Annotated in this window: 12 protein-coding genes; 9 read left to right on the forward strand and 3 right to left on the reverse strand. The window is 60.4% G+C overall.

Annotation, left to right across the window (positions count from 1 at the left end):
- Nucleotides 1–1,019: 1,019 nt before the first annotated feature.
- The 3 genes from EGJ27_RS07925 (at nt 1,020) to EGJ27_RS07935 (ending at nt 4,256) form a co-directional block, all read left to right on the forward strand.
- Nucleotides 1,020–2,318: a serine/threonine protein kinase gene (locus EGJ27_RS07925; RefSeq protein ID WP_125830185.1), complete on the forward strand. Its 1,299-nt coding sequence runs from the start codon at nt 1,020–1,022 to the stop codon at nt 2,316–2,318.
- A complete protein-coding gene (locus EGJ27_RS07930) occupies nt 2,311–3,117 on the forward strand; it encodes a VacJ family lipoprotein (RefSeq protein WP_125830186.1) in 807 nt (268 codons plus the stop codon). The genes EGJ27_RS07925 and EGJ27_RS07930 overlap by 8 nt, the downstream gene beginning before the upstream one ends.
- A gap of 284 nt (nt 3,118–3,401) precedes the next feature.
- A complete protein-coding gene (locus EGJ27_RS07935; RefSeq protein WP_125830187.1) occupies nt 3,402–4,256 on the forward strand; it encodes a pirin family protein in 855 nt (284 codons plus the stop codon).
- Nucleotides 4,257–4,557: 301 nt separating this feature from the next.
- Here EGJ27_RS07935 and EGJ27_RS07940 read toward each other — a convergent pair whose 3' ends face one another.
- Both EGJ27_RS07940 and EGJ27_RS07945 read right to left on the reverse strand, forming a co-directional pair.
- Nucleotides 4,558–5,736 (reverse strand): patatin-like phospholipase family protein, encoded by a 1,179-nt coding sequence (locus EGJ27_RS07940; RefSeq protein WP_125830188.1) that lies wholly within the window; start codon nt 5,734–5,736, stop codon nt 4,558–4,560.
- A gap of 24 nt (nt 5,737–5,760) precedes the next feature.
- Nucleotides 5,761–6,690 (reverse strand): lipid A biosynthesis lauroyl acyltransferase, encoded by a 930-nt coding sequence (locus EGJ27_RS07945; RefSeq protein WP_125830189.1) that lies wholly within the window; start codon nt 6,688–6,690, stop codon nt 5,761–5,763.
- A gap of 121 nt (nt 6,691–6,811) precedes the next feature.
- On the opposite strand from EGJ27_RS07945, the gene minC reads away from it, so the two are divergent.
- The 6 genes from minC to EGJ27_RS07975 all read left to right on the forward strand — a co-directional run bounded on the left by minC (nt 6,812) and on the right by EGJ27_RS07975 (nt 11,719).
- A complete protein-coding gene (minC, locus tag EGJ27_RS07950; protein WP_125830190.1) occupies nt 6,812–7,552 on the forward strand; it encodes a septum site-determining protein MinC in 741 nt (246 codons plus the stop codon).
- 226 nt (nt 7,553–7,778) lie between these two features.
- Complete coding sequence (gene minD, locus EGJ27_RS07955) at nt 7,779–8,591, forward strand: septum site-determining protein MinD (RefSeq protein ID WP_125830191.1); 813 nt, start codon at nt 7,779–7,781, stop codon at nt 8,589–8,591.
- Entirely contained in the window at nt 8,591–8,845 is a 255-nt protein-coding gene (minE, locus tag EGJ27_RS07960) for a cell division topological specificity factor MinE (RefSeq protein ID WP_004879390.1), read from the forward strand. Before minD ends, minE begins: the two co-directional genes overlap by 1 nt.
- A gap of 90 nt (nt 8,846–8,935) precedes the next feature.
- A complete protein-coding gene (locus EGJ27_RS07965; protein WP_125830192.1) occupies nt 8,936–9,571 on the forward strand; it encodes an RluA family pseudouridine synthase in 636 nt (211 codons plus the stop codon).
- A 259-nt stretch (nt 9,572–9,830) separates the two neighbouring features.
- Nucleotides 9,831–11,120 carry a M18 family aminopeptidase gene (locus EGJ27_RS07970; protein WP_125830193.1) on the forward strand — a complete coding sequence of 430 codons (1,290 nt, stop codon included), beginning with the start codon at nt 9,831–9,833 and terminating at the stop codon, nt 11,118–11,120.
- Nucleotides 11,121–11,374: 254 nt separating this feature from the next.
- Nucleotides 11,375–11,719 (forward strand): hypothetical protein, encoded by a 345-nt coding sequence (locus tag EGJ27_RS07975; RefSeq protein ID WP_125830194.1) that lies wholly within the window; start codon nt 11,375–11,377, stop codon nt 11,717–11,719.
- 103 nt (nt 11,720–11,822) lie between these two features.
- Here EGJ27_RS07975 and EGJ27_RS07980 read toward each other — a convergent pair whose 3' ends face one another.
- Nucleotides 11,823–12,542 carry a UTRA domain-containing protein gene (locus EGJ27_RS07980; protein ID WP_125830195.1) on the reverse strand — a complete coding sequence of 240 codons (720 nt, stop codon included), beginning with the start codon at nt 12,540–12,542 and terminating at the stop codon, nt 11,823–11,825.
- Between the last annotated feature and the right edge of the window lie 179 nt (nt 12,543–12,721).

A 12,721-nucleotide genomic window follows, 5' to 3' on the forward strand; every position in this document is an offset into this window, starting at 1 on the left:
TGCGGGGCAGACCCGCAGCGCTTCGATCATCAACCTGGGCCGCAATGCGGCATGCTCTGACTGCGACATTGAGGCAGTGGGAAACGACATCACGTCGCCATCAACGACATTGGGCCGAAAAAATCGGGGCACGTCCGTCCGAATCTTGCATGCCGGAAGTCTGCCGCGGCAGTGCAGCCAGGCCGACAGGCCTGTCAGGGCGTGCATCAAGCGACAGGTGACGCCCCGCAATGGCGCCTGACCCAAGGTGGGAACGGCATGTGTTACCGCGTTTGTCCGGCGTAGCGCGCAAACGGGTAGCACGGGAACATTTTCACTACACAGATCCGCTGCCGGCCACCTCGCAAATCCCCAACACCTTGATTCACAACGATTTTCAAAAGTTGGCACAGCTTCTGCTATCTCTCTGGCACAACAAAAACAATAAATGCGCAGCAACCTAATAAGAACAAGACGTACGGCTCTGACATAACAAGAACAACACGGACAGAGGCGCAGCTAACAGATTTTTTTGGAGTGGATAGCTTTACAGGGCGTGCTGGTACAGAAGCCCGCAACCGGACAGAGAACAATAAAACTACCTTCAGGTAGCTCCCGGACCGGCTGGATCATGATGTTGTGCAGACTAGTGATTGAAGTGACTCAGCGCTCAAAAAAATACGTTTGCTCTTGACCCCGCATGGGGGTCGCACAAGAACGCAGTAAAGGGCGTGCCGCCAAAAACAAGAACAGGCCGCCCTATAAGAATAAAAAGAGCACGTGAAACCACAATTGGAGGAGAGCCCAGGCTCTCCTTTGTGCTTTCCGGCGATCCGGATTCTCCCGCCCCGCCCGCCCTGCCCCGGCGTCCCAGCCCTTTCCCGCACAAAAAAAGCACAGACCTGCATTGCAAATTCACCAGAACGTGTATCGTCTCAGCCTGTTTACAAAGGTTTGCCTGTTCATGCGGCACTTTGGCACTACACCGATGGTCATAGGCTGCGTACTTCACCAGCACTTCTTTCCCAAGGGATTTAGTCATGCTCCGTTTTCTGCGCTTCGCTACCGTGATAGGTGGCCTCTGTTTGAGTGCGTCCGCTCTGGCGACCAACGTCGACCCCGCCACTTATGGCTACCCGCTGACTAATCCGTTCGAAGCGACCATTGCTACAACCCCGCCGGACCTGCGTCCGCAAGTACCGGCCGATGACGACATCGACCAGGAAGTCTACTCGCTCAACCTGCGCCCCGAGCGCGAGTTCACGCTGCCGGACAACTTCTGGGCAGTCAAGAAACTGCACTACCGCCTGGCACGCCAGGATCATGCCGCGCCTTTGATCTTCCTGATCGCCGGCACCGGCGCGCCGTACAACAGCACGCTCAACGAATTCCTCAAGAAGTTGTACTACGGCGCCGGCTACCACGTCGTGCAACTGTCCTCGCCGACCAGCTACGACTTCATGAGCTCCGCTTCGCGTTACGCGACGCCGGGGATTTCCAAGGATGATGCCGAAGATCTGTATCGGGTCATGCAAGCGGTTCGCGCCCAGCAGGCCGACCTGCCGATTACCGAGTTCTACCTGACCGGCTACAGCCTGGGTGCGTTGAACGCAGCTTTCGTCGCGCATCTGGACGAAACCCGCCGCAGCTTCAACTTCAAGAAAGTGCTGCTGCTCAACCCGCCGGTGAACCTCTACACGTCTATCAGCAACCTCGACAAGCTGGTGCAGACCAACGTCAAAGGCATCAACAACACCACCACGTTCTATGAACTGGTGCTGGCCAAGCTGACCCGTTACTTCCGCCAGAAAGGCTACATCGACCTCAACGACGCTCTGCTCTACGACTTCCAGCAGTCCAAGCAGCATTTGACCAACGAACAGATGGCCATGCTGATCGGCACCTCGTTCCGATTCTCGTCGGCGGACATCGCATTCACCTCCGACCTGGTCAACCGTCGCGGCCTGATTACTCCGCCGAAATTCCCGATCACCGAAGGCACCAGCCTGTCGCCGTTTCTCAAGCGGGCATTGCAGTGCGACTTCGACTGCTACCTGACCGAGCAGGTCATTCCGAGCTGGCGCGCCCGCACCGACGGCGGCAGCCTGTTGCAGCTGGTGGATCAGGTCAGCCTGTATGCGCTCAAGGATTACCTGCACAGCAGCAGCAAGATCGCCGTCATGCATAACGCCGACGACGTGATCCTGGGCTCCGGCGACCTGGGCTTCCTGCGCAAGACTTTCGGCGATCGCCTGACCGTTTATCCGTACGGCGGCCATTGCGGCAACATCAACTACAGCGTCAACAGCGACGCCATGCTGGAGTTCTTCCGTGGCTAAACGTCTTTTACTTCTCGCTGCCCTGCTTTGCGCGGGCGCTGTGCAGGCCGACGAAAATGACAACCGGGCTGAACATCCGGCAACCGTGACCCGTCAGCTCGATGCCGACGGCTTCACCCAGCCGCTCAAGTCCCTGCAGTTCAACCCTGGGCTGGACCAGCGCGAGTTCGAGCGCGCCTCGATCAACGCCCTGGAAGTCTACGATCCGCTGGAGTCGTGGAACCGCCGGGTCTACCACTTCAACTATCGTTTCGATGAGTGGGTGTTCCTGCCAGTTGTCAACGGCTATCGCTACGTCACTCCCGGTTTCGTGCGCAGCGGCGTGAGCAACTTCTTCAGCAACCTGGGCGACGTGCCGAACCTGCTCAACAGCCTGTTCCAGTTCAAGGGCCAGCGCTCGATGCAGACCACCGGTCGCCTGCTGCTCAACACCACCATCGGCGTTGCCGGCCTATGGGACCCGGCCACCATGATGGGCCTGCCGCGCCAGAGCGAAGACTTCGGCCAGACCCTGGGCTTCTACGGCGTACCGGCCGGTCCTTACCTGGTGCTGCCGCTGTTCGGCCCTTCGAACCTGCGCGACACCGGCGGGCTGCTGTTCGACTACGCCGCCGAACAGCAGGTCAACTTCCTCAATGTGGCCGAGGTCAGCAACGATCATCCGGAAATCACCCTGCTGCGCGCCATCGACCGCCGCTACGTGACCAGCTTCCGTTATGGCCAGCTGAACTCGCCGTTCGAGTACGAGAAAGTGCGTTACGTGTACACCGAATCGCGCAAGTTGCAGATTGCCGAATAGGTTGATCGCCTGCACAAGAAGGCCAGCCCGTAAAACGGCTGGCCTTTTTTTATAGGCGTTGCGGCGCTTGCCTGGATGCTTCCCGCGACGCAACCGCTGCGGCCGGACCAGCGTTTTTCGCGAGCAAGCTCGCCTACAGATCAGCGCCTTTGAAAACCGGTGTCGCTGACGCCCTATTGATACATTCATAAATCTGATCAATTACCTGAGGATTTCGAACCCATCGTTCGAACGCTTGCGCCTATCATGGCGGCATTGCCACCTGACCAGGAGAGCCCCTTTTCATGACCTCACTTCGTAAAGTCCTGTCGATCCAGGCCGGCCAGCCGACTTCCGACGGCGCCGGCGTGCGTCTGACCCGTGTCTTCGGCGGGCCGGGCGTTGAACAGTTCGATCCATTCCTGATGCTCGATGAATTCGGTTCGGACAAGCCCGACGACTATATCGCCGGTTTTCCACCCCATCCGCACCGCGGCTTCGAGACCGTGACCTACATGCTCGAAGGCCGTATGCGTCATGAAGACCACATGGGCAATGTCGGTCTGCTGCAGGGCGGCGGCGTGCAGTGGATGACCGCGGCACGCGGCATCATTCACAGCGAAATGCCGGAACAGGAAGAAGGCGTGATGCGCGGCTTCCAGCTGTGGCTCAACCTGCCGGGCAAGAACAAGCTTGCCGATGCCAGTTATCAGGATATTCAGCCGGAAAACATTCCGCGCCTGACGACGGCCCAAGGTGTGGACGTGGTGGTGATTGCCGGTGAGTTCAATGACGGTCAGATCCGTCAGGCAGGCGCCGTACAACGCCCCGATACCGAGCCACAGTATTTCGACTTCCATATCCCGGCCGGCGCACGTGTCAGCCCGCAATTGCCTGAAGGGCATCGCGCGCTGCTGTATGTGTACGAAGGTTCTCTGGAGATCGAGGGCTGCCCGCAGTCTGTGAGCGCAAGCCGTCTGGCGCGGTTGGGTGATGAGGGTGAATTGCAGATCAGCAGTGCTACAGGTGCCCGCGTGTTGTTGATAGCCGGCAAGCCGCTGCGCGAGCCCATCGTGCAATACGGCCCGTTCGTGATGAACACCCGCGAAGAGATCGAGCAGGCGCTACGCGATTTCCGGGATGATCGATTGACGGCGTGAGGCGATCATTCATCTGTATGAGATTGCTTGCTGGCGACGGCGGTGTGCATGCGGCGTTATCGTGGACGTTCCGATTTTGCTGTCGCTGCGCGCCAGATCGCGACCAAGGTCGCTCCTACAATGATCGTGGCGTCACAAGTTCTGGTAGGAGCCAGCTTGCTGGCGAAGGCGGTGTGCATGCAGCGGCGTTACTGTGGTTGTGCCGATTTTGCTGCCGCTGCGCGGCAGATCGCGACCAAGGTCGCTCCTACAGTGATCGTGGTGCACCACAACCGCCCGGTCCGCTCACACATGGTCTGTTTCAAACCACCTGCAAAAACCGCTTCAACTCGGCGCCCTGCGCCTTGGCGTCGTGACGGCCCAGTTCGATCAGTTCGCTGCAGTAGCCTGCCTCAAACAGCAGATAGCTGAGCACACTGGCGCCGCTGGTCTTGGTGGCGCCCGGGCCGCGCAGGAAGGTGCGCAAGGCCGGCGGAAGTTCACGGCGGTGACGGGCGGCGATTTCATCCAGCGGCTGGCTGGGCGAAATCACCAGCACCTCTACCGGCGCCATGCCTGGCTGGCATCTGGCCTGTTGATCGGGCAGCAGCGAGCCGACCGAGTTGAGGCGTTCCAGCAGCTCGATATCGCTTTCCAGATTGTCGATGAAGGTGCTGTTGAGCATGTGCCCGCTGATCTGGGCCAATGTCGGTTGCACACCGGTGGTGGCGCGCTGCACCTGCTTGTGCGGCCCGCGCGGGTTGCCGCTCACGCCGATCACCAGCACCCGATTGGCGCCCAGGTGCAACGCCGGGCTGATCGGTGCCGACTGGCGAACCGCGCCGTCCCCGAAGTACTCTTGCTCCAGCTTCACCGGTGCGAATAGCAGCGGAATGGCTGAGCTGGCCAGCAGATGATCGACCGACAACTGCGTCGGCCTGCCGATGCGCCGGTGGCGTAGCCAGGGTTCGATGGCTTCCTTGCCTTGATAGAACGTCACCGCCTGGCCCGACTCATAGCCAAAGGCAGTCACCGCCACGGCACGCAGATGACGCGCCTGGATCGCGGCGTCGATACCGGAGAGATCCAGCCGCTCGGTGAGCAGGTCCCGCAAGGGCGAGCTGTTGAGCAAGGCCACCGGCACGTCCCGACCCAGCCCGGTCAGGCTGCGACCGAAGAAACGCGCCGCCTGACGAATAACGCCCGGCCAGTCGCTGCGCAACACCTGATGGCTGCGAAAGCCTTGCCAGAACTCGGTCAGCTGGTGAATCGCAATTCGAAAATGCAACGCACCGCTGGCGAGCTTGACGGCATTGATGGCGCCGGCCGAGGTGCCGACGATGACCGGAAACGGATTGGGCGAACCCGGCGCCAGCAGGTCGGCGATGCCGGCCAGCACGCCGACCTGATAGGCGGCACGGGCGCCGCCTCCGGACAGGATCAGGCCGGTGACCGGTTCCGCACCGGGCCTGAGGTTGGTCACTACTGCGGGTTCTGCCATCTACAACTGGACCTCAGTGCTCGTTCAGGCCTTCCGGTACAGCTTGGGTTCACCGGGCGGACGACTCTTGAAACGCCGGTGCGCCCACAGGTACTGCGACGGGCATTCGGTGATGGCTCTTTCTACCCATTGGTTGATCCGCAAGCAATCGACTTCGTCACTTTCTCCCGGAAAATCTTCCAGCGCCGGGTGAATGACCAGCCGATAACCGCTGCCGTCCGCCAGCCGCTGCTGGGTGAACGGTACGACCCTGGCCCGACCCAGCCTGGCGAACTTGCTGGTGGCGGTGACGGTGGCAGCCTGAATGCCGAACAGCGGCACGAAGATACTCTGCTTGGCGCCGTAGTCCTGATCCGGTGCGTACCAGATCGCCCGACCGGCGCGCAGCAGCTTGAGCATGCCGCGCACGTCCTCACGTTCCACGGCCAGCGAATCGAGGTTATGTCGCTCGCGACCACGGCGCTGGATGAAGTCGAACAGCGGGTTGCGGTGCTCCCGGTACATGCCATCGATGGTGTGCTGCTGGCCGAGCAACGCGGCGCCGATCTCCAGCGTGGTGAAGTGAATGGCCATCAGAATCACGCCCTCGCCCTTGTGCTGCGCGCTCTGTAAATGCTCCAGCCCTTCGATGTGCGCAAGCCGGGCCAGCCGCTGTCGCGACCACCACCAGCTCATGGCCATTTCGAAGAACGCGATGCCGGTTGAGGCGAAGTTTTCCTTGAGCAGTGCGGTGCGCTGCGCCTGGCTCAGATGCGGGAAGCACAGCTCCAGATTGCGCGCGGCAATATATTTTCGATCAGCGGCCAGCCAGTACATGACCCGCCCCAATGCACGACCGATGAACAGCAAAACGCGAAACGGCAGCTGGACGATCAGCCAGAGCAGCCCCAGCCCCAGCCATAGCAGCCAGAAACGGGGGTGCAGAAAACGGGCTTGAAAACGCGGGCGATCCATTTGGGCTTCCGTCAGAACAAGGGCCGCGCATTCTACAACGGTTCGACCCGGCTTGCGGGGCGCGGGCGTTCTCGTTATAAGTCTCGGCACTTTTAGCGACAAGCTGTTGTGTATCCCGACCATGAGCCAGAACGAATCGCAACACCCGGAACCCGTATTTCAGCTCAAGGGCAGCATGCTCGCCATCACCGTGATGGAGCTGGCCCGTTCCGACCTGGAAGCGCTCGACCGGCAACTGGCGGCGAAAGTGGCGCAGGCCCCCAACTTCTTCAGCAACACGCCGTTGATCCTGGCGCTGGACAAGCTCGCCGCCCATGAAGGCTCGGTGGACCTGCCGGGCCTGGTGCGCATCTGCCGCCAGCATGGCCTGCGGACCCTGGCGATCCGCGCCAACCGCATCGAAGACATCGCCGCCGCCATTGCCGTCGACCTTCCGGTACTGCCGCCGTCCGGCGCCCGTGAGCGGGTACTGGACCCGGTCGAAGCGCCGGCGCCCAAGCCGGTGCCGGAAAAGCCGCCTGAGCCGACGGTCAAGCCGACCCGCGTCATTACCGCGCCGGTGCGCGGCGGACAGCAGATTTATGCCCAGGGTGGCGATCTGGTGGTCGTGGCGCCCGTGAGCCCCGGCGCGGAACTTCTGGCCGATGGAAACATCCATGTTTACGGCCCGATGCGCGGCAGAGCACTTGCCGGCATCAAGGGCGACACCAAGGCCCGGATCTTCTGTCAGCAATTGAGCGCTGAACTGATCTCCATCGCCGGGCAATACAAGGTGTCGGAAGACCTGCGCCGCGACCCGCTGTGGGGCTCGCCGGTACAAGTCAGCCTGTCCGGCGATGTGTTGAACATCATCCGGCTTTAACGGATACTGCCGCAATTTTCAAAGCATCTCTGATTCGTCGCGAAAACGTTGTATTGGCTGCAGGAAATTCGAGAAACACTGTTTCTCTTTTGATTCATCAACCGAAAGTAGAAGCCAAGGGCTTTATATTCCGGTCGAGCTTTCGATTTCCTTCACTCTTCGCTGAACGCCGCGTCAAGGATGCTCTTCAGGGACTCAATGTCCTTTTCTCTAGGGGTGATTCACCTTGGCCAAGATTCTCGTGGTTACATCCGGCAAGGGTGGTGTGGGTAAAACCACCACCAGCGCCGCCATCGGTACCGGCCTCGCATTGCGCGGGCACAGGACAGTCATCGTCGACTTCGACGTCGGCCTGCGTAACCTGGACCTGATCATGGGTTGCGAGCGCCGCGTCGTTTACGACTTCGTCAACGTCGTCAACGGCGAAGCCAACCTGCAGCAAGCGCTGATCAAGGACAAGAAGATCGAAGGCCTGTACGTGCTGGCGGCCAGCCAGACGCGTGACAAGGAAGCGCTGACCAAGGAGGGCGTCGAAAAAGTCCTCATGGAACTCAAGGAAACGTTCGAATACATCGTCTGCGATTCGCCGGCGGGTATCGAAACCGGTGCTCATCTGGCGATGTACTTCGCCGACGAAGCCATCGTCGTGACCAACCCGGAAGTGTCCTCGGTCCGTGACTCGGACCGCATGCTGGGCCTGCTGGCCAGCAAATCGCGTCGCGCCGAAAACGGCGAGGATCCGATCAAGGAACACCTGCTGCTGACCCGCTACAACCCTGAGCGCGTCAGCAAGGGCGAGATGCTGGGCGTCGAAGACGTCAAGGAGATCCTCGCGGTGACCCTGCTGGGCGTGATTCCGGAGTCCCAGGCGGTCCTCAAGGCTTCCAATCAGGGCGTCCCGGTGATCCTTGACGACCAGAGCGATGCCGGCCAGGCCTACAGCGACGCCGTTGACCGCCTGCTGGGCAAAGACCGGGAACATCGGTTCCTGGATGTGCAAAAGAAAGGATTCTTTGAACGCCTGTTCGGGGGTAATTAATGAACATTTTTGACTTCTTTCGAGACCGCAAAAAAGAAAGCACGGCTTCGGTCGCGAAAGAGCGTCTACAGATCATCGTGGCGCACGAACGCGGTCAGCGCAGCACTCCGGACTATCTTCCTGCCTTGCAGAAAGAACTGGTCGAAGTGATCCGCAAGTACGTCAACATCGAGTCCGACCAGGTACAGGTCGCCCTGGAGAATCAGGGCAGCTGTTCGATCCTGGAACTCAATATCACCCTGCCTGATCGCTGATCCGGCAGTCGCTCGCGGCGGTATCGGTGGCACTCTTGCAGAGTGTCACTGATACCGCCGTGGTCGTTTTCAGCGTTTCGAGGCCGTTGCATGCCGTTGTCGAACATCCGCATCATTCATCAGGACGCCGCCATCCTGGTGATCGATAAGCCTACCCTGCTGCTTTCCGTTCCCGGCCGCGCTGAGGACAACAAGGATTGCCTGATTACCCGATTGCAGGAAAACGGTTTTCCCGAGGCCCGGATTGTCCATCGCCTGGACTGGGAAACGTCGGGGATCATCCTGTTGGCCCGCGATCCGGACACCCACCGCGAACTGTCGCGCCAGTTTCATGACCGCGAAACCGAAAAAGCCTACACCGCCTTGTGCTGGGGCCAGCCGACGCTGGACAGCGGCAGCATTGACCTGCCGTTGCGCTACGACCCGCCCACCAAGCCTCGCCACGTGGTGGACCACGAAGCGGGCAAGCATGCGCTGACGTTCTGGAAGGTGCTGGAGCGCTACGACACCCATTGCCGTGTCGAGCTGACGCCGATCACCGGGCGTTCCCATCAGTTGCGTGTGCACATGTTGTCCATCGGTCATCCGTTGCTGGGCGACGGCTTGTACGCTCATCCCGAGGCGCTGGCTGCCTATCCGCGCCTGTGCCTGCACGCCAGCATGCTGAGCTTCACCCACCCGGTGAGCGGCGAGCGGTTGAAGTTCGAGTGCCCTGCGCCGTTTTGAATTCTGCCTGGGCGGACAACGCTGACTCTTTGGGAGGCAGCGGGCGGCGATCCGTCTTGCTGGCGACGCCTTTGGACCGGTCAATACCTCTCTGTGTTCGTACCAGCCTCGTTCCAAGCAAGCTCCCTCCCACAGGTTTTGCGCAGATCCGGTGGGGAAGGCTGCGGATGCACTGGCCCCTTCGCGGACAAGTCCGCTCCTACGGTCCCAGGTACGCCGCGATCCTGTAGACTGGCGCCATTGCTGTCTGGAGTTATCTATGCGCGAAGAGCTGAACCAAGGCCTGATCGACTTTCTCAAGGCTTCTCCAACCCCTTTCCATGCCACTGCAACCCTCGTCCAGCATCTGGAAGCCGCTGGTTTCCAGCGTCTGGATGAGCGTGACACCTGGGCCGTCGAAACCGGCGGGCGCTATTACGTCACCCGCAACGACTCTTCCATCGTCGCGTTCCGCATGGGGCGGCAGTCGCCGTTGACCGGCGGCATCCGCATGGTCGGCGCCCACACCGACAGCCCGTGCCTGCGGGTCAAGCCGCAGCCTGAGCTGCAACGTCAGGGTTTCTGGCAACTGGGTGTGGAAGTGTATGGCGGCGCCCTGCTCGCCCCGTGGTTCGACCGCGACCTGTCCCTGGCCGGGCGTGTCACTTTCCGCCGCGACGGCAAGGTCGAAAGCCAACTGATCGATTTCAAGCTGCCGATAGCCATCATTCCCAACCTGGCCATCCACCTCAACCGCACTGCCAACGAAGGCTGGCCGATCAACCCGCAGCTCGAATTGCCGCCGATCCTGGCCCAGGTGGCCGGTGACGAGCGCGCCGACTTCCGAGCGCTGCTCACCGATCAACTGGCCCGCGAGCACGACCTGAACGCCGACGTGGTGCTCGATTACGAGCTGAGCTTCTACGACACCCAGAGCGCGGCGGTGGTCGGTCTCAATGGCGACTTCATCGCCGGCGCCCGCCTCGACAACCTGCTGTCCTGCTACGCCGGCCTGCAAGCATTGCTCAACAGCGATACCGATGAAACCGCGCTGCTGGTCTGCACCGACCATGAGGAAGTGGGTTCATCGTCGGCCTGCGGTGCCGACGGCCCGATGCTGGAACAGATCGTCCAGCGCCTGCTGCCGAGTAGCGAAGACTACGTGCGCACTATCCAGAAGTCGTTGCTGATCTCGGCCGACAACGCCCATGGCGTGCACCCCAACTACGCCGACAAACATGATGCCAACCACGGCCCCAAGCTCAACGCCGGACCGGTCATCAAGGTCAACAACAACCAGCGCTACGCCACCAACAGCGAAACCGCAGGCTTCTTCCGCCATCTGTGCATGGCCGAAGAAGTACCGGTGCAAAGCTTCGTGGTGCGCAGCGACATGGCTTGCGGCTCGACCATCGGTCCGATCACGGCCAGCCATCTGGGGATTCGCACCGTAGACATCGGCCTGCCGACCTTCGCCATGCACTCGATCCGCGAGCTGGCCGGCAGCCATGACCTGGCGCATCTGGTGAAAGTGCTAGGCGCGTTCTACGCCAGCCACGAGTTGCCGTAATCACACCCACTGCATCGCGCCGTGTCTCTACACGGCGCGATGCTACCTCAAGCTCGCTTTTTTAAACTTCTCCAAACAGTGTTGACACGTCTTTAAACATCGTGTTCGCTCGTTTCCAACATCAAGTATCAAATCCGCTTCGGATATCCACTGCTTGCCTGACAACCTTTTGAGGTTGAAGTACGCGGCTGTGGGTTCGACAACCGGAACTTGATGTTGAACGGATGAACAGTTGATGAATAAGGAGATCAACCATGCAAGAAAAAATCCAACCACTGGTTTTCCCGGCGCCATCCTTGCCTCAATTGAATGAAGACGGCACGCTGAGCATTGCCAGCATTCGCGGGGGTGTGGAAGTGACGATCCCCGTTTACCCGGGCATGAAAGCTGGCGACCAGGTGACGGTACCGTGGGAAGGAACCCCTGCCCATCCTGAAATCGGCTTCGCGGCGATCCACACCGTCACCAGCGATATCGAGCCCAGGACTTATCTCATTCCGTCTCTGGACGTGCACGATAAGTGGAAAAAATTAAAGGTCTGGTATTACATCAAGAATGTCGGCGAGTCGGAGGCGGTGACGGTTGATGTCGTGGCTTGAACGGCAAGTTGTAAACTTCAGAGCTGACACCTGGTGATCAACGTCCTGTGAATGTAATGACTCGTCTGCAGATCGGAGTTGCTCTGCAGGCGGGTTGTTATTCTTATGGATCACCCGTTATTGCGCTGACCCGAATGGCGTCATGTCGCCAATATTCAAGATCGCAATCGATCAGGCGTCCGCGTTGGTCGTAGTTGACTCTGGAGATACACAGGCCGGGACTGCCGAGTGAAACTTTCAGCGCAGCGCAGGCATCAGCGTGCAGGGCCGTAGGCAGCATCTCGAAATGCACCTTTCCATAACGTAATCCATAACGACTGGCGTACAGCTCCGTCAGCGACTGATCGAGGTCGCCATCGAGAATGCCAGGGAAGTATGCCGGGTTCAGGTAATGCTCGACGTACAGCACCAGGCGCCCATCGATGCGCCGCGCCCGGCAGATCTGGATCACGCTGGAGAGCGCCGGCAGCTCCAGCTTTTCGCAGATTTTCGCCGAGGCCGGTTGCAACCGTGCGCTGATGACCTGAGTCTGCGCCCGCCGCCCCTGGGTCTGGACCATGGCATGGAAATGACTGCGGCGCATCAGGTCGTAGGCCAGGCGCGGCGGCGAAATGAACCAGCCGCGCCGCTCTTCGCGATAGATCAGGCCCTGGGCTTCCAGCTGCACCAAGGCTTCGCGCAGGGTGATCCGCGTGGTGCCGAACACCTCGCTGAGCCTGCGCTCGGCGGGCAGCTTTGCCCCCGGCAGCAACAAGCCATGCTCGATCTGTTCCTGCAACGCCTTGCAGATGATCGTCACTGCACGTGGCACTTCTTTGCGCATCGGGTTACCTATCTGGACTAGACCAGTACCATTTTCGTGCACGGATCGCCCAAGGTGCACAGGTTCGTCTGCTGCACAGCCTAGGCAGCGCAGATGACTGTCGCGTGACATGGGCTTCCACATTTCGTGCCAGCCATCATGCCTGCGCCGCGCAACGCCTTGCAGATCAGCTGTTTAGC

Source organism: Pseudomonas sp. v388 (genome assembly GCF_003935425.1).
Taxonomy (GTDB): domain Bacteria; phylum Pseudomonadota; class Gammaproteobacteria; order Pseudomonadales; family Pseudomonadaceae; genus Aquipseudomonas.

Excerpts from the sequence above, each read along its gene's own strand:
- EGJ27_RS07925 (WP_125830185.1), top strand. The coding sequence starts at position 1,020 with ATGCTCCGTTTTCTGCGCTTCGCTACCGTGATAGGTGGCCTCTGTTTG.
- EGJ27_RS07935 (WP_125830187.1), top strand. The coding sequence starts at position 3,402 with ATGACCTCACTTCGTAAAGTCCTGTCGATCCAGGCCGGCCAGCCGACT.
- EGJ27_RS07940 (WP_125830188.1), bottom strand. The coding sequence starts at position 5,736 with ATGGCAGAACCCGCAGTAGTGACCAACCTCAGGCCCGGTGCGGAACCG.
- EGJ27_RS07945 (WP_125830189.1), bottom strand. The coding sequence starts at position 6,690 with ATGGATCGCCCGCGTTTTCAAGCCCGTTTTCTGCACCCCCGTTTCTGG.
- minC (WP_125830190.1), top strand. The coding sequence starts at position 6,812 with ATGAGCCAGAACGAATCGCAACACCCGGAACCCGTATTTCAGCTCAAG.
- minE (WP_004879390.1), top strand. The coding sequence starts at position 8,591 with ATGAACATTTTTGACTTCTTTCGAGACCGCAAAAAAGAAAGCACGGCT.
- EGJ27_RS07965 (WP_125830192.1), top strand. The coding sequence starts at position 8,936 with ATGCCGTTGTCGAACATCCGCATCATTCATCAGGACGCCGCCATCCTG.
- EGJ27_RS07970 (WP_125830193.1), top strand. The coding sequence starts at position 9,831 with ATGCGCGAAGAGCTGAACCAAGGCCTGATCGACTTTCTCAAGGCTTCT.
- EGJ27_RS07975 (WP_125830194.1), top strand. The coding sequence starts at position 11,375 with ATGCAAGAAAAAATCCAACCACTGGTTTTCCCGGCGCCATCCTTGCCT.
- EGJ27_RS07980 (WP_125830195.1), bottom strand. The coding sequence starts at position 12,542 with ATGCGCAAAGAAGTGCCACGTGCAGTGACGATCATCTGCAAGGCGTTG.